Genomic DNA, 16,286 nt, shown 5'->3' on the forward strand with positions numbered 1-16,286 from the left:
CCCGTCAGACGCGTTCGATGATCGTTGCGGTGCCCATGCCGGCACCGATACACAGTGTCACCAGGGCGGTGTTCAAATCACGGCGCTCGAGTTCGTCCAGCACCGTGCCCAAGATCATCGCACCGGTGGCGCCGAGCGGATGGCCCATGGCAATGGCGCCGCCATTGACGTTGATCCTGTCATGCGGAATGTCGAACGCCTGCATGTAACGCAAAACCACCGAGGCGAAGGCCTCGTTGAGCTCGAACAGGTCGATGTCGGAGAGCTTCATCTTGGCGCGCTTCAACAGCTTCTCGGTGACGTCGACCGGACCGGTCAGCATCAGCACCGGTTCCGAACCGATGTTGGCGAAGGTGCGGATGCGGGCGCGCGGCTTGATACCCATCGCCTTGCCGGCCTTCTTCGACCCGAGCAGCACGGCCGCCGCACCGTCGACGATGCCAGACGAATTGCCGGCGTGGTGGACGTGGTTGACCTCTTCCACCTCAGGATGCTTCTGCACGGCGACGGCATCGAAGCCGCCCATTTCGCCAGGCATGATGAAGGACGGGTTGAGCGAGGCCAGCGACTGCATGTCGGTCGACGGGCGCATATGCTCGTCATGGTCCAGGATGGTCAGGCCGTTCTGGTCCTTGATCGGAATGACGGACTTCTTGAAGCGGCCGTCGGCCCAGGATTTTGCGGCGCGCTTCTGGCTCTCGACCGCATAGGCGTCGACGTCGTCTCTGCTGAAGCCGTATTTGGTGGCGATCAGGTCGGCGGAGATGCCTTGCGGCACGAACCAGCCGGGCAGGCCGACCGAGGGATCCATGAACCAGGCGCCGCCGGAGGCGCCCATGCCGACGCGCGACATCGATTCGACGCCACCGGCGATGACGATCTCGTCGGCGCCTTGCGCGATCTTGGCGGCACCGAAATTGATGGCGTCCAGCCCCGAAGCGCAGAAGCGCGATATCTGCATGCCAGGCGCCTTGGTGTCGTAGCCGGCCTCGAAGGCGGCGGCACGCGGAATGACCGAGCCCGCCTCGCCGACCGGATCGACGCAGCCGAAGATGATGTCGTCGACAGTGCCGGTGTCCAGCCCATTGCGGTCGCGCAGCGCCTCGAGCGTCTTGGCGGCAAGCCGAACCGCCGGCACCTCGTGCAGCGATCCGTCCTTCTTGCCCTTGCCGCGCGGCGTGCGCACGGCGTCATAGACATAAGCTTCGGCCATCTCTTGCTCCTTGGTTTATCCGACGGTCTTAGATTGATGCATGTCGATCTCCCAAAACCGGAACCACTTTTGGGCGACATGCATTAGAGCGAGCGTCCAATCAGCAATTTCATGATCTCGTTGGTGCCGCCGTAGATGCGCTGGACGCGGGCGTCGCGGAACATGCGGGCGATCGGATATTCATTCATGTAGCCATAGCCGCCATGCAATTGAAGGCATTCGTCGACGACTTTTCCCTGCAGGTCGCTGAGCCAGTACTTGGCCATCGACGCGGTCACCGGATCGAGGCCGCCGGCGATGTGGCGGGTGACGCAATCATTGTAGAAGACGCGGCCGATGGTGGCCTCGGTCTTGAGCTCGGCCAGCTTGAACTGGGTGTTCTGGAAATCGATGATCGCCTTGCCGAACGCCTTGCGCTCCTTGACGTAGTCGATGGTCAGTGCCAGCGCCCGCTCGATCATGGCAATCGCCCCGGTGCCGATCTGCAGACGCTCCTGCGGCAATTGCTGCATCAGCTGGACGAAGCCCTGCCCTTCCTCGTGGCCGAGCAGGTTTGAAGTCGGCACGCGCATGTCGTTGAAGAACAGCTCCGAGGTGTCGTTGGCTTTCAGGCCGATCTTGTCGAGGTTGCGGCCACGCTGGAAACCCTCAACCTCGTCGGTCTCGACGACGATCAGCGAGGTGCCCTTGGCGCCCTTCTCCGGATCGGTCTTGGTGACGACTATGATGAAGTTTGCAAGCTGGCCGTTGGTGATGAAGGTCTTTGAACCGTTGATCTTGTACTGGTTGCCATCCTTCTGCGCTCGCGTCTTGACGCCTTGCAGGTCGGAGCCGGCGCCGGGCTCGGTCATGGCGATGGCGCCGATCAACTCGCCGGTCGCCAGCTTCGGCAGCCATTTCTTCTTCTGCTCTTCGGAGCCGTAATGGAGGATGTAGGGGGCGACGATCGAGTTGTGCAGACCGATGCCGAAGCCATCCACACCGACATGGCCGATGGCCTCGATGATGGCACTCTCATGCGCGAAGGTACCGCCCGAGCCGCCATATTCCTCCGGCATCGAGGCGCAAAGCAGGCCGGCCGCACCGGCCTTCAGCCAGCTTTCGCGATCGACCATCTCATTCTTCTCGAACTCGTCGTAGCGCGGCGCGATCTCTTCCGACATGAAGCGGTGCGCCATGTCGTAGAGCATGCCGACCTCGTCCGCGGCCCAGGCGGGCTTGGGAAGGCCAAGGATTTCGGCTGGGTTGGTCATGCTGGTATGATACTCCTCCCAGAGCGCATCTTCAGAGTTGAGGTCGGCGCGCTTCACGCAGGACCCCACCCGGCCCTTCGGGCCACCCTCCCCTCAAGGGGCGAGGGAACTATCTTTAGAACGCTTCCGCCGGCAGTGCCATCAGCGTGTCGGCGCCGCTCGAAATGCGGGCGAGATGCGCTGATGTCTCCGGCATGATCCGCTCCATGAAGAAGCGCCCCGTCACGACCTTGTTGTCGTAGAACGACTGAGCGCCATTGGCGTCGGTCTTGCCAAGTGCCGCCTTGGCCATCTGCGCCCACATGTAGCCCAGCGCCACAAGGCCGAAGAGATGCATATAGTCGGTCGAGGCGGCGCCCGCATTGTCGGGCCTGGCCATACCGTTCTGCACCAGCCACATGGTAGCGGCCTGCAGGTCGTTGAGGCCCTTCTTCAGTGCCTTGGTGAACGGCGCCATCTTATCGTCGGCGCGGTATTCCTCGCAGAATTCGCCGACCTCCTTGAAGAAGGCCTGCACCGCCCGGCCGCCGTTCAATCCGAGCTTGCGGCCGACAAGGTCGAGGGCCTGGATGCCGTTGGCGCCTTCATAGATCATGGCGATGCGGGCATCGCGCACGAACTGGCTCATGCCATGCTCTTCGATGTAGCCGTGACCGCCGAACACCTGCTGCGCCATAACCGCATGGTCGAAACCCTTGTCGGTAAGCACGCCCTTGACCACCGGCGTCATCAGGCCGGTGTAGTCGTCGGCCGCCTGACGGTCCTTGTCGCCACCGGCACGGTGGGCGACATCCGACTTGATTGCCGTCCACAGCGCCAGCGCGCGGCCGGCCTCGTTGAACGCCTTCATGGTCATCAGGCTGCGGCGGATGTCGGGATGGACGATGATCGGGTCGGCCTTTTTGTCCGGTGCTTTCGGCCCAGACAGCGAGCGCCCCTGCAGGCGGTCCTTGGCGTAGGCAACGGCGTTCTGATAGGCGATCTCCGACAGCGACAGTCCCTGCAGGCCAACGCCAAGGCGTGCCTCGTTCATCATCGTGAACATCGCCTTCAGGCCGCCATTGGCCTCGCCGAGCAGCGTGCCTTGCGCCTCGTCATAGTTCATGACGCAGGTCGAATTTCCGTGGATGCCCATCTTCTCCTCGATCGAGCCGCAGGAGACAGTGTTCCTGTCGCCTAGATTGCCCGATGCATCGAGCTTGAGTTTAGGCACGATGAACAGCGAGATGCCTTTGACGCCTTCCGGCGCGCCCTCGATGCGGGCCAGCACCAGATGGACGATGTTGTCCGACATGTCGTGTTCGCCGGCCGAAATAAAAATCTTCTGACCTGAAATCTTGTAGGTGCCATCGCCATTCGGCACCGCCTTGGTCCGCAGCAGGCCGAGATCGGTGCCGCAATGCGGCTCGGTCAAGTTCATGGTGCCGGTCCAGACGCCTTCGATCATCCTGGGCAGCCACTTGGCCTTCTGCTCGTCGGTGCCGTGGGTGATGATTGCCGCGATCGCGCCTTGCGTCAGGCCCGGATACATCATCAGCGACATGTTAGCCGAGACCATGTATTCGGAGACCGCAGTGTGTACGGCGTAGGGCAGACCCTGGCCGCCGAACTCGACCGGTGCGGCCAGTCCCATCCAGCCACCCTCGCGATACTGGTCGAAGGCCTCCTTGAAGCCCTTCGGCGTCGTCACCGAGCCATCATCATGACGAACGCAGCCTTCCATGTCACCGACACGGTTCAACGGGTGAATGACGTTTTCGGCGAGCTTGGCGCCTTCGGCGAGGATCGCCTCGAGCACATCGGGCGTGGCGTCGGAAAATCCGGGAAGGTTCGAATAGCGCTGGTAGCCCAGCACCTCGTTGAGCACGAACAGCGTATCCTGGACCGGAGCCCTGTATGTCGGCATGCGTTTTCTCCACCCTGCGAACCCGGTCCGAACGCCCCGATGACGGCCAGGGGCGGCATGCGGACCGATGTTGAAAGCTGGATAGCAAAAATTGACGTTTGCGTAAACGTCAATTTTTCGGTGCGAAAAGATTTCCCGCCCATCGCAGCAATGAGCGTAGCGGCGCGGCAGCGCGCGAGCCGAAACCCTATGGGTCGGGAGGCGAGAAAACGAAAAGCCGCGCGGCATTGCCACGCGGCTTTGATCGTCAGACAGTCAGCGGATGACTTTGGGCGTCGCGCAATTCCCAAGGGGAAACGCTATGCGCTTACCGGGAGAACCGTATCACGCTTCTCCCGAAATTGCTTTAGCGAGCGACGCTCGCCTGTGGTGCCGACCGCTCGGCCAGCATCTGGCGCACCGCCGACATCGAGGCGCTCAGCTCGCTAATGGCGTCATCGATCAGCGCCCGTTGCTTCTGCAGACGGGCAAGCTGCTTTTCCGACTTGTCCAGCGCCAGCCGCAGCTGCTTGGTGTTTGAACCAGTCGGATCGTAAAGATCCATCATCTGCTTGACGTCGCGCAGCGAGAACCCGACCTTGCGGCCAAGCAGGATCAGCTTCAGCCGGGCCTTGTCGCGGCGCGTGTAGAGACGGGTCGAACCGTCACGCTGCGGGTTGAGCAGGCCCTTGTCTTCGTAGAAACGCAGCGTGCGCAGCGTCACTCCGTATTTTTTCGCCATCTCGCCGATGCGGACAAGGTCCTCGCCGGCTTCGACAGACATATTGGTATTGGCCGCGGTCTCGCCGGCCGAGATAAGCTTCATGGTCACTGGCTTTCCCCGTCTGGTGGCGTCGCGGTCTCCTGGACCGTGCGTCGCCTGACTGGAAGCGGGGGCCTGCTTCCAGTCGTGGTTTCAACAAACAAATCGCAAAACGGCACGCTCGACGCGCCTTTTACGTTTACGTCAATTCTATACCGATTGCCGCCTTGTGACGCAAGGGTGTTCTACACTCCGAACTTTATGCCGCACCGTCAGGCCGACATCCAACATCCTTGCAACTTCTTAAGTTTGGTTAACGCGTTGTTTACCACGTTGGGCGAAATGTGGGCGCGTCGGCTACCCGTGTTTATCCTGTATCGAATTTTTCACGGTTTTTCGGAGCGCGGGTGGTAACCTGGGAAGCTCGTCTTCCACCGCGGCATTGTCGCCGGTCGCCTTCGTTCCGACAGAGACTTGGGGGAACTGGCCACGAGCCAGCCATTCTGAAAGACGGACGCACCTATGAACAGCAAGCGGTCCTATCTCGATACACTCAACGCCGGCAGGCAGCGCAGGCCGCAGACCACGCTCGAGCAGTTGAACCAGTCGCTGGAGACGCTGGAGCAGCGGCTGGAGCGGACGCGCGAGGACCCGATGGCACGCCCAGATCCCCGTCAATATGGCGCCGACGCGCGTTATCCCGCCGCCCGACCTGCCAGCCAGCAGCGCTGGTATGAGGATCCGCAGGCCGCGCCGCGCCCGAAGACCCAGATGCAGGGAGCCGCCGCTTTCGGGCAGAACTACCAGGCCATTGCCCGCGACATCGATCGCGTGCGCGGCCAGGAAGACGGCGTTGCGATGGTCGGCAAGATCGCCGGCGAACTGCGCGGCATGCGCGAGGAATTGCGCCACCAGATGACATCAGGGCTGCAGCGTGAATTCGAAGCACTGCGCAAGGACATCGAGCGGGCTTTCCAGTCAGGTGCCAGGCCCGGTACCCAGGCCAAGGGCAGTGCCGAACTCGGCCTTGAATTCGAGCGGCTTTCCGGTGCCATCCAGACGCTGGCCGAGAAGAGCGACGACAGAAGCGTCAACATGCTGCGGCTCGAACTCGAGCAGGTCAAAGCCGCGCTCGACACGCTGGCGCGCGAAGAGAGCGTGCAGAGGGTCGACCGCCGTTGGGACGATTTCGATCGCCGCTGGACGGCTTTCGAAGACCGTGTCGACGCCGACCAGCGCAAGCGTTCGGACGACCCCGGCCTGTCTGTCCTGACCGACCGGCTGGAGCAGATCAGCAACGCCGTCAACAACTTGCCGGAATCGCTGTCGCTGCGTTCGCTGGAGGAGAAGGTGCGCGCACTTGCCGGCGCCGTCGACCATTTCGCCAGCCAGCAGGACAACCGCGGCAGCGACACGCTTGGCCTGATCGACGAGCGGCTGGACGAGATTTCCCGCGCCATCGTTGCCTCGACGGTAGCGGCACAAGCCAATTCATTCGACCACGAGGCTTTCGAGCGCATCGAGAAGCGGATCGACTCGCTTGCCCAGCAGATAGAGGAAGTGGCGCAGGATCGTCCCGGCAACGCGGTCATGGACCGGCTAAGCACTCTGTCGAGCCGGGTCGACGAACTCGCCGGCCGAGCCAATCTGCCCGAGCAGGCTATGGAGCGCCTGGCCAAGCAGATCGCACTCATCGCCGACAAGATCGACCAGGCGCCTACCATGCCTGACGCCGACTACATCTTCCACGGCCTGGATCAACGCTTCGACGTGCTGTCGGGCATGATGGAACGCCGCCAGGGCGACGCCATCGAACAGGGCAACATGCTGTTTCGCGATCTCGAACGCCGGCTTGACGAGGTTGCCGACAGGCTTGACCAGCGGATGCCGCAAATCGACAGCGCCGGCTTCATGGACGCCATCGATGCCCGCTTCACCGCACTGGCCAAGCGCATGGAAACGCGCGTTCCCGATCCCGCGGGCGAAGCGGCGATCCGCGGCCTGGAAAGCCGGCTCGAAGACATTTCAAGCCGGCTGGATGCGTCGGCCGCGCACGTCGCCGGCATTGATCCGGCGCTGATCCGCAGCCTGGAGGCGCAGGTCGCAGGCCTGTCCGCCCATCTTTCCAAGCCCAGCACGCCGCTGCCGGAATTCGAAGACATCAGCCCACGTCTCGACGAAATCGAGAAGTCCCTGGCCGGAACGCGTGATTCCATCCTCGGCGCGGCGCGCGAAGCGGCCGAGAACGCGGTGCGATCGTTGGCCGGTTCGAGTGCCAACACGACGGCCGTTTCCGGCCTTGCCCAGGATTTGAAGACGCTTGAAACGCTGACGCGGCGCTCCGACGAGCGCAATTCGCGAACGTTCGAGGCCATCCACGACACGTTGCTCAAGATCGTCGACCGGCTAGGTTCGCTGGAACCCAGCGAGCCGGTCGAGGCGATGAGCGAATTGCTGGACGCTGCTTCGGCCGAACCGAGCAACTGGCGCGGCGCACGGCGACCCAAGATGGCCGTCGAGCCGCCGTCGATGGATATCGATCAGCCCTTGCCATTGACTGGGGACATGGCGGATCTCGATGGCGCCGCCTCCAGCCTGCGCAATGAGCCGGAAGCTCGCAGCGGCCTGGGCACGCATAGCGGCCTGGGCACGCATGGCGCCCACGGTGTCGGCACCCGCACGCCAGCCGAGGCCGCCGCCGCCGCCGCCATGGCTGCGCTCGGCTCCGACATGGTTTCCGAAAAGAACGAACAAGCGGGCCGCAGATCGATCTTCGGCGGGCTGGCCCGCGCATTCAAGGGCAAGAAGGAAGCGGATATTCCTCCACTGGCCGGCTCGGCGCCGAGCGCCTCAATACCGAGCGTCGATCTCGACGAGCCGCTCGATCCGAGAACGGCCAATCGGCCGCTGGAGCCGGGCTCGGGCGCACCTGACCTCAACGCCATCATGAAGCGCGTGCGCGACGAGCGCGGCCAGCCGGCCAAGCCCAGCGACACCGATGCCGCGAAATCGGACTTCATCGCCGCGGCCCGGCGCGCGGCGCAAGCTGCGGCTGCCGAGGCCGATGCGCTGAAACGCCAGTCGACGATGACCGGACCGGTGAAGGCGCTGCGGATCGGCGACCTGCTCAAGGCACGGCGCAAGCCGATCCTGATGGGGACAACCGCGATTTTGCTGGCGCTGGGCGCCTTGCAACTGGGCAAGGCCTTTTTCGCCGATCCCGCCCAGGTGGCAAGCAACGATGTCGCGCCGATCGTCGCCTCGCAGTCAGTGAAAACCGCCTCATTCGATGCCGCTGGCCAGCCAAAGACCAATATTCAGCCCACAGCAGTGGAAAGCGCGCCGGATCGTGGCGTGAGACCAGCCAAGCCGTCCGAACCGGCAACCAAGGACGTAGCGGCGCAAAGCACGATAACCACGCCGCCAGGCGCCGATCCGTCGACGGCCGCGCTAGCAGCCGAGCCGCTTCCTGCGCCCGTCGATGCCAGCGCGGCGATGTTCGAAACGACAGCTTCGGCTGCGCCGGCCACAACCGCCCCGGCCCCGACTGTTTCAACCGCCACGGATGCAACCGATGCCGACACCGCCGCCCAGCCGTTGACGGCCCAGCCGGCCACAGCCAAGGATACTACGGGCGCGGTTCCGCCGACGGACGCTTCGCCGGCCGCAACCACGGCCAAGATCGACATTCCAGCTGACGCCGGCCCGGACGCCTTGCGCGACGCCGCCGCCAGTGGCGATGCCAAGGCGCTGTTCGAGATCGGCTCGCGTTATGCCGAGGCGCGCGGCGTCAAGGAAGACATGGCGGCAGCGGCCAAATGGTACGAGAAGTCGGCGGAGCTCGGCTTTGCGCCGGCCGAGTATCGCATCGGCAATTTCTATGAAAAGGGCATCGGCGTCGCGCGCGACATCAAGAAGGCGAAGACCTGGTACCAGCTTTCCGCGGAGCAGGGCAATGCCAGCGGCATGCACAATCTGGCCGTGCTCTTCGCCATGGCCGCGGACGGCGTGACCGACAATGAATCGGCCGCGCATTGGTTCCAGGCGGCGGCCGACGTCGGCGTCAAGGACAGCCAGTTCAACCTCGGCATCCTCGCCGCCAAGGGCGTCGGCATGAAACAGAACCTCGAAGAGTCCTACAAATGGTTCGCGCTCGTCGCCAAGACCGGCGACAAGGATGCGGCGGCCAAGCGTGACGAGATCGCCAATGCGCTGCGGCCCGAGCAGCTCGAACGTGCCCGCGCCGCGGTCGAACTGTGGAAGGCCAAGCCGCTGGACGCGGCAGCCAATTCGGCCGACGTTCCCGAATCCTGGCAGAACGGCGCACCGCAGACGACCGCCAGCATCGACATGACGAAGGCCGTCCAGAATATCCAGCGCATTCTCAACAAGAATGGCTATGACGCCGGCGGCGCCGACGGCAAGATGGGCCAGAAGACCAAGATCGCGATCATGGCTTTCCAGACCGATAACAAGATGCCGGCGACCGGCGAGGTCGATGAAAAACTGGTCAAGGCGCTGCTGGCGCGCAAATAACGGCAGAGGCGTCGCTTCCACGACGCCCTTGCCACACATTTGCCTGTTAACTGATTGAGATGTTTTTTGTTTCGGCGGCGTAGCGCGGTTTGACTTCGCAGCACCTCCGGCGCAAGAACGAATTGGCTTGTCGGTCCAAGATGCCCGCAACGGTTGCATTCGCCGACAGGCAGAACTGATCGAGACTGACGGGTGGGCATCTATCTCCCGATCGCGGAAATTTCCGTCAACGTCTTCGTCCTGCTGGCCATGGGTGCGGCGGTGGGCTTCCTGTCGGGCATGTTCGGGGTCGGCGGGGGCTTCCTCATCACGCCGCTCTTGATCTTCTACAACATACCGCCGGCGATCGCGGTCGCCACCGGCGCCAACCAGGTCATCGCCTCCTCCGTCTCCGGCGTCCTTTCGCACATGAAGCGGGGGACGCTCGACTTCAAGCTCGGTGGGGTTTTGCTGGCCGGCGGCATCATCGGCTCCACCGCCGGCATCTACGTCTTCGCCTTCCTGCGCCGCCTCGGCCAGCTCGACCTGTTCATCTCGCTGCTCTACGTCGTGCTGCTTGGCACCGTCGGCGGGCTGATGCTGGTCGAAAGCGTCAATGCCTTGCGTGCCACACGTAGCGGCGCGGCACCGGTGCTGAAGAAATCCGGGCAGCACAACTGGATCCATCGCTTGCCGTTGAAGATGCGTTTCAGGGCCTCAAAGCTGTTCGTCAGCGTCATCCCGGTGCTTGGCCTGGGCGCCGGCATCGGCTTCCTGTCGTCAATCATGGGCGTCGGCGGCGGTTTCATCATGGTGCCGGCGCTGATCTATCTCCTGAAAGTGCCGACCAATGTCGTTATCGGCACATCGCTGTTCCAGATCATCTTTACCTCCGCCTATACGACGCTGGTCCACGCCACCACCAACCAGACGGTCGACGTCGTGCTGGCCTTCTTGCTGATGGCGGGCGGCGTGGCCGGTGCGCAATATGGCGCCAAGGCCGGCCAGAGGCTGCGCGGCGAACAGCTCAGGGCCTTGCTGGCGGTGCTGGTGCTGGCGGTAGCGATACGACTGGCCATCGGTCTCTTCGTCACCCCGCCCAACCTCTATTCGCTGTCTGCCGCGGGCCTCAACTGATGAGGGCTCCGAACGCGTTCGCAACAGCCATTTTCCTGTCGCTGCTTGCGGCCGCCGTGCCGGCGAAGGCACAGGTCCCGCTGACGGAAGGCATCCAGATCGGGCTCTCCACCGACAATGTCTCAATCACCGCCGGCTTTTCCGGCGCCGACCTGACCATCTTCGGTTCGCTGGAAAATCCCGATCCACTCGTGGCGCGTCAGGGCCGCTATGATGTCATCGTCGTGCTCGAAGGGCCACCCAAACCGGTGGTGGTGCGCCGCAAGGACCGGGTGCTCGGCGTCTGGATCAATCTGGACTCCGAGACCTTCGAGAACGTGCCGGTGTCTTATTCGGTAGCGACGACGCGGCCGTTGCAGGACATCACCGAGCCGAACAGCTATAAGCAGCTGTCGCTCGGCGCCTCCAACCTCTACATGCAACCCGCCGATCCCGGCGACAGCCCGGCGACGATCGAGGAATTCACCGCTGCGCTGCGGGAGCGCAAGTCGGCGACCGGCCTCTACAGCGAGAATGTCGGTGGCGTGCAATTCCTCTCGCAGAACCTGTTTCGCGCCACCGTCAGGCTGGCGCCGAATGTTCCGGTCGGCACCCACAAGGCGCGCGCCTTCCTGTTCAAGAGCGGCCTGTTCATCAAGGAGAGCTCGGCCCAGCTCGAAATCCGCAAATCCGGCTTTGAACAGTCGATCTTCCGTGTCGCGCACAATTATTCCTTCCTCTACGGCGTCTTCGCGATATCGCTAGCCATGCTGACCGGCTGGCTCGGAAGGCTGATCTTCCGGCGAGACTAATGCATGTCGCCCAAAAGTAGGCCCCGGTTTTGGGAGAACGACATGCATCGAATCGAGAACCTAAAGCGCGTCGCCTGAATCCGTTCAAACGCGACGCGCTTTAGAACTTTTCCCGAAAAGTAGTTTCCCTTTGCGGGAGCATGCGGTAGACCGCGCTCCCCAGCCAACTGGCAGACACAAACAATTCGGTTCGGCAGAGCAGCCCGTCCCCGGGCAGCGCGCGATTTCTCGTGGCGCCTATCGGCTCGCCGACGACCAATACAGGAACTTGTCATGCGACCAGCCTTCGGCGGCATCGACTTCGGCACTTCCAATTCCACCGTGGGCGTGGTCAGGAACGGGCAGCCGCGCCTCGTCGCGCTTGAAGACGACCAGGTCACGCTGCCCAGTGCCGTGTTCTTCAACTTCGAGGACAACCGCACCTGTTTTGGCCGCCACGCCATCGCCAACTACACCGACAGCATCGAAGGCCGGCTGATGCGCTCGCTGAAGAGCGTGCTCGGCAGTTCGCTTGCGCACGAGAAGACCCGTATCAAGGCGCGCTCGATCGGGTTCATGGAAATCGTCGGCCTGTTCCTCGGCCATCTCAAGAAGAAGCTCGAAGCAGATGCCGGCGATGCCGTCGAGACCGTGGTGCTTGGCCGGCCGGTGCAATTCGTCGATGACGACGCTGAGGCCGACGCGAAGGCGCAAAGCGAACTCGAGAACGCCGCGCGCGCCCAGGGCTTCAAGCACATCGCATTCCAGTTCGAACCGATTGCGGCTGCGCTCGACTACGAGCAGAAGGTGGCGAGGGAAGAGCTGGCGCTGATCATCGACATGGGCGGCGGCACCTCGGACTTCTCGGTCGTGCGCGTTTCACCGCAGCGCTCCCGGTCGCTCGACCGCAAGGACGACATCCTGGCCAGCCGGGGCATCCATATTGGCGGCACGGATTTCGACCGGCTGCTGAGCATCGCCCATGTCATGCCGCAGCTTGGCTATTTGACGCCGACCAAGGACGGCAAGCGCAATCTGCCGGCCAGCTACTTCATCGACCTCGCGACATGGCAGCGCATCAATCTGGTCTACACCGCCAAGGCGATGACGCATCTGCGCCAGATCCGCTACGAGGCTGAGCGCGCCGACCTGGTCGACCGCTTCATCCACATCGTCGAGCACCGCTACGGACACGCGCTGGCGGCGCTTGTCGAAAAAGCCAAGATCGAGCTCACCGACAGCTCGTTCGCAGAGGTCGCGGTGAAGCTGCCGGGCGCGGAGTTCGCCGCCGAGATTACGCGCAGCGGGCTGGAAGCCACGATCGCCAGGGATATCGAGCGGGTCACAGGAACGGTGGCGCAGACCATCCGGGACGCTGAGGTCAGGCCATCCGATATCACCGCGGTGTTCCTGACCGGCGGATCGACCGCGATTCCGCTCGCCAGACGAGAGATCCTGTCGCTGGTGCCGCAGGCATCCGTCATCGAAGGCGACATGTTCGGCTCGGTCGGACTTGGCCTGGCGCTGGATGCTCAGCGAAAGTTCGGCTGAGGCTTTCTTGGAGCGGTTCTGCTTTACCGATCCGCGTTGGACTAGGCCATATGCACATAAACGCCGCAGGCGTGACGCGACGAAGGCCTGGACAGGGACTTACCCGCGCGTTGTCAAAGTCGAGAGCTGGTCAGTGTCGTAGCGGTTTCGCAAATCGGCGAGCGCTTTTGGGTCCGGCGCACCTTGCGCCGCGAGTTTGGCAAGTTCTTCGAAGTAGTGCTCGTGGCCAGGCGGAGAGACGGTCATCAGCACGCGCGCGGGCCCCTCACTGACATTCGTGATGTCGTGCGGTACTCCCGGTGGAATGAACAGATAGGTTCCGGGCGTTGCACGGATCGTCTTGTCGCCGACATGCCACGCACACTCGCCCTCGAGCAGGTAGAACGTCTCTTCCTGGACGCGGTGAACATGCCGTCCGGTGGCGAATCCCGCTGGGATCGTCCAGTCAAACATGCTCGTGTGCTTGGTATTTTCGCCGGTGACGAGGAAGACCATAGGTTGACCACGCAGCATGATACCCTTCTTCTCATCGGGCATGCGAATGACGGCATTGGCACTCATAGGATCCTCCTTTGACTGGGCGCTTACTTCTGGCAAGCACCTGTGCAACATTGGGCGTCGATGCCGGGAAGTCGTGAATTCGTTCCCAAAAATTTGCTAAAAGCGTTGGATGGCACTCGGAGGCGACCTTTATCAGTTTGGCCCGTTCCGTCTCGATCAGGTGGCGGGCATTTTGTACCACGGTGCCGAGCCGACCATGCTTGGGCAACGCGCCGTCTCGCTTTTGCGCTTGCTGCTCCAAAACGCGGGCGTACCGGTATCCAAGGACGCGTTGGTCGAGGCCGGCTGGGGCGAGTTGGCGGTTGCCGATAACAACCTAACGGTCCAGATCGCGGCCTTGCGCCGGGTATTGGCCAACGCAGCGAATGCTGAGAGCTGGATCGAAACACTGCCGCGACGCGGCTATCGCTATGTAGGACCGGCTGTTGCGACGAATGTCCCTGCATCCCGCATCGCGTTGGCGCTGACCTTGCCTGAGAAACCGTCCGTCGCGGTCCTGCCGTTTTCGAACTTGAGCGGAGATCCACAGCAGGAGTATTTCGCTGATGGAATGGTCGACGACATCATCACCGGCCTGGCACGCATAAACTGGCTTTTCGTAATCGCGCGAAATTCGACCTTCACCTACAAGGGCCGCGCCGTGGACGTGAAGCAGGTCGGCAGCGAGCTTGGCGTGCGATATGTCATCGAAGGCAGCGTGCGCAAGGCCGGCGGCAGTGTGCGCGTGACCGGTCAGATGATCGATGCATCGACCGGCGCGCATGTGTGGGCCGAGCGCTACGACCGCAGCTCCGAGGACATTTTCGCGCTTCAGGACGAGATCGCGCTATCAGCGGTGGGCGCGATCGCCCCGAGCATGCGAAAAGCGGAAATTGAACGCGTCAGGCGGAAGCGCCCGGAGAGTCTCGATGCCTACGATCTCGTGCTTCAAGCCCAGCCTGACGTTGACACAGGTATGCCGGCGCAAGTTATTAGAGCGCTGGCGCTTCTTGAGCGTGCCATCGCACTCGAGCCCGCCTATGCCCTTGCACATGGCAATGCCGCGATGTGTCATCATTGTTTGTTCCTTCGCGCCGGGCTGCAGGAGGTCAGCCGTACCGCTTCGATCCGGCATGCCCGATGGGCCATTGTTCATGGGCAAGATGATGCGCTCGCTCTGACATGGGCAGGGTTTTCGATCGGCATGGACGCGCATGATCGCGCCGCCGCATTCACAGCATTGGAAGCAGCCCTCGCCATTAGCCCGTCATCGGCGCTGACCTACATTCTTGGCAGCGTCATTCTCGGATGGGGCGGCGAAGCAGAGCGAGCGATAGAATGGAGCGAGAAGGGTATGCGGCTAAGCCCGTTCGATTCGTGGACTTGGGCCGCGTTTGACGCGCAAGCTATGAGCCATTTGCTGCGCGGGCGTTACGAAGAAGCCTGTCGTGCGGCATACAAGTCCGTTCAAGCCAATCCGGCACACAGCATCACCTATGTGCAACTAGCCGCTGCGCTCGCCAAACTCGGGCGGCTGGACGAAGCACGGGCGGCGGCCGCGCGCGTGCGCGAGCTTCAGCCGGGCTTTCGCTACAGCCGCCAGTTTGCTGGCGTGCGCTGCGCGCCAGCGCTCGCGGAAACTCTTGGAAGCGCGCTGCGGGACGCCGGATTGCCAGAGTGACGGTCGAGCGCCGAGGCGGACGGCGCTTGCGATGGTCCAACCTGGGTCATTTCGACGGACTCAGCGGGATTGACGCAGCATCCGCCTTGCCGCCGAGATGCGTCTTGAGCGCCATCTGGGCAAGGCTTGCCTGGCGATCGCGATGCGTGATCATGGCGAAGTCGCGCTTCGGCAATTCGAGCGGCACGGACCTGAGACTGCCTTCGGCCACTGCACGGGCCACGACAAGCTCCGAAATGATGGTGGCGCCGGCTCCCGCCTCGACCGCCTGGCGGATAGCCTCATTGCTCGGCAGCACCAGGAATATCTGGAGGTCGGCGAGCGAAATTCCTTCGCGGCGCGCCAGATCCTCCAGCACTTCGCGCGTGCCCGAACCGCCCTCGCGGATGATCCAGCGCAGGCCCTTGATGTCGGGGTGGCCGGGCGCAAACTCGGCGATCTCCGGATGCGAGCTGGCAACCACCAGCATGAGCCTGTCGACGTCGACCTTGGCGCGGCGCAATATGTCGGACTCGGTGCGCCCCTCGACCAGGCCGAGATCGGCCGCACCATCAAGGACATTGGCCTCGACCTGCCTGGTGTTGCCGATGGTGACGCTCAGCCTGACGGCCGGATAGGCTTCATGGAAGGACGCTAGCCGGCGCGGCAGCCAATAACTGGCGATGGTCTGGCTGGCGGCGATCGAGAGGCTGCCGGTGACCGTCTGCGAGACATGCTCCAGTACATTGCGCGCGGCAGCCGCCCGTTCGAGCACTGCCTTGGCTTCGGGCAGGAACCGGTGTCCGGTCTGGGCAAGCTCGATGTTGCGGCCAACCCGGTTGAACAGATGGACGCCATGTTGTTCTTCAAGCGCCCGGATGGCGGCCGACGCTGCCGACTGCGAAATGCCCAGCAGTTCCGCCGCCTTGGTCATATGGCCGCGCTCGGCGACGGCGACGAAAATCCGCAACTGGTCCAGGGTCATGGGCGCATTAAGAA

General features: G+C 63.1%; 11 protein-coding genes. 5 read left to right on the forward strand and 6 right to left on the reverse strand.

What is annotated here, in order from left to right:
- Positions 1–4: 4 nt before the first annotated feature.
- The 4 genes from NKI20_RS10635 to NKI20_RS10650 all read right to left on the reverse strand — a co-directional run bounded on the left by NKI20_RS10635 (position 5) and on the right by NKI20_RS10650 (position 5,177).
- Entirely contained in the window at positions 5–1,213 is a 1,209-nt protein-coding gene (locus NKI20_RS10635) for an acetyl-CoA C-acetyltransferase (RefSeq protein ID WP_023758062.1), read from the reverse strand.
- Positions 1,214–1,296: 83 nt separating this feature from the next.
- Positions 1,297–2,466 carry an acyl-CoA dehydrogenase family protein gene (locus NKI20_RS10640; RefSeq protein ID WP_352830394.1) on the reverse strand — a complete coding sequence of 390 codons (1,170 nt, stop codon included), beginning with the start codon at positions 2,464–2,466 and terminating at the stop codon, positions 1,297–1,299.
- A 115-nt stretch (positions 2,467–2,581) separates the two neighbouring features.
- Positions 2,582–4,372, reverse strand: coding sequence for an acyl-CoA dehydrogenase (locus NKI20_RS10645; RefSeq protein WP_352830397.1), 1,791 nt, complete (start codon positions 4,370–4,372; stop codon positions 2,582–2,584).
- Between the two features lie 346 nt (positions 4,373–4,718).
- Complete coding sequence (locus NKI20_RS10650; protein WP_352601517.1) at positions 4,719–5,177, reverse strand: MerR family transcriptional regulator; 459 nt, start codon at positions 5,175–5,177, stop codon at positions 4,719–4,721.
- A gap of 459 nt (positions 5,178–5,636) precedes the next feature.
- Between NKI20_RS10650 and NKI20_RS10655 the strand changes: the two genes are divergently transcribed.
- The 4 genes from NKI20_RS10655 (at position 5,637) to NKI20_RS10670 (ending at position 13,087) form a co-directional block, all read left to right on the forward strand.
- The gene (locus NKI20_RS10655; protein WP_352830400.1) at positions 5,637–9,650 is read left to right on the forward strand and encodes a peptidoglycan-binding protein; all 4,014 of its coding nucleotides are present in this window, start codon (positions 5,637–5,639) and stop codon (positions 9,648–9,650) included.
- A 192-nt stretch (positions 9,651–9,842) separates the two neighbouring features.
- The gene (locus NKI20_RS10660) at positions 9,843–10,766 is read left to right on the forward strand and encodes a sulfite exporter TauE/SafE family protein (protein WP_023758067.1); all 924 of its coding nucleotides are present in this window, start codon (positions 9,843–9,845) and stop codon (positions 10,764–10,766) included.
- Positions 10,766–11,557 (forward strand): TIGR02186 family protein, encoded by a 792-nt coding sequence (locus NKI20_RS10665; protein WP_352830403.1) that lies wholly within the window; start codon positions 10,766–10,768, stop codon positions 11,555–11,557. Before NKI20_RS10660 ends, NKI20_RS10665 begins: the two co-directional genes overlap by 1 nt.
- 273 nt (positions 11,558–11,830) lie before the next feature.
- Positions 11,831–13,087: an Hsp70 family protein gene (locus NKI20_RS10670; RefSeq protein WP_352830406.1), complete on the forward strand. Its 1,257-nt coding sequence runs from the start codon at positions 11,831–11,833 to the stop codon at positions 13,085–13,087.
- A 99-nt stretch (positions 13,088–13,186) separates the two neighbouring features.
- On the opposite strand, the gene NKI20_RS10675 is transcribed toward NKI20_RS10670, so the two are convergent.
- A complete protein-coding gene (locus tag NKI20_RS10675; RefSeq protein WP_023758070.1) occupies positions 13,187–13,648 on the reverse strand; it encodes a cupin domain-containing protein in 462 nt (153 codons plus the stop codon).
- A gap of 109 nt (positions 13,649–13,757) precedes the next feature.
- Between NKI20_RS10675 and NKI20_RS10680 the strand changes: the two genes are divergently transcribed.
- Positions 13,758–15,308: a winged helix-turn-helix domain-containing tetratricopeptide repeat protein gene (locus tag NKI20_RS10680; protein ID WP_352830409.1), complete on the forward strand. Its 1,551-nt coding sequence runs from the start codon at positions 13,758–13,760 to the stop codon at positions 15,306–15,308.
- A gap of 46 nt (positions 15,309–15,354) precedes the next feature.
- Here NKI20_RS10680 and NKI20_RS10685 read toward each other — a convergent pair whose 3' ends face one another.
- Complete coding sequence (locus NKI20_RS10685; protein WP_352830412.1) at positions 15,355–16,272, reverse strand: LysR substrate-binding domain-containing protein; 918 nt, start codon at positions 16,270–16,272, stop codon at positions 15,355–15,357.
- Between the last annotated feature and the right edge of the window lie 14 nt (positions 16,273–16,286).

Source organism: Mesorhizobium sp. M0830 (genome assembly GCF_040319965.1).
Lineage (GTDB): Bacteria > Pseudomonadota > Alphaproteobacteria > Rhizobiales > Rhizobiaceae > Mesorhizobium.

Excerpts from the sequence above, each read along its gene's own strand:
- NKI20_RS10640 (WP_352830394.1), bottom strand. The coding sequence starts at position 2,466 with ATGACCAACCCAGCCGAAATCCTTGGCCTTCCCAAGCCCGCCTGGGCC.
- NKI20_RS10680 (WP_352830409.1), top strand. The coding sequence starts at position 13,758 with ATGGCACTCGGAGGCGACCTTTATCAGTTTGGCCCGTTCCGTCTCGAT.
- NKI20_RS10675 (WP_023758070.1), bottom strand. The coding sequence starts at position 13,648 with ATGAGTGCCAATGCCGTCATTCGCATGCCCGATGAGAAGAAGGGTATC.
- NKI20_RS10635 (WP_023758062.1), bottom strand. The coding sequence starts at position 1,213 with ATGGCCGAAGCTTATGTCTATGACGCCGTGCGCACGCCGCGCGGCAAG.
- NKI20_RS10650 (WP_352601517.1), bottom strand. The coding sequence starts at position 5,177 with ATGAAGCTTATCTCGGCCGGCGAGACCGCGGCCAATACCAATATGTCT.
- NKI20_RS10655 (WP_352830400.1), top strand. The coding sequence starts at position 5,637 with ATGAACAGCAAGCGGTCCTATCTCGATACACTCAACGCCGGCAGGCAG.
- NKI20_RS10665 (WP_352830403.1), top strand. The coding sequence starts at position 10,766 with ATGAGGGCTCCGAACGCGTTCGCAACAGCCATTTTCCTGTCGCTGCTT.
- NKI20_RS10685 (WP_352830412.1), bottom strand. The coding sequence starts at position 16,272 with ATGACCCTGGACCAGTTGCGGATTTTCGTCGCCGTCGCCGAGCGCGGC.
- NKI20_RS10670 (WP_352830406.1), top strand. The coding sequence starts at position 11,831 with ATGCGACCAGCCTTCGGCGGCATCGACTTCGGCACTTCCAATTCCACC.
- NKI20_RS10645 (WP_352830397.1), bottom strand. The coding sequence starts at position 4,372 with ATGCCGACATACAGGGCTCCGGTCCAGGATACGCTGTTCGTGCTCAAC.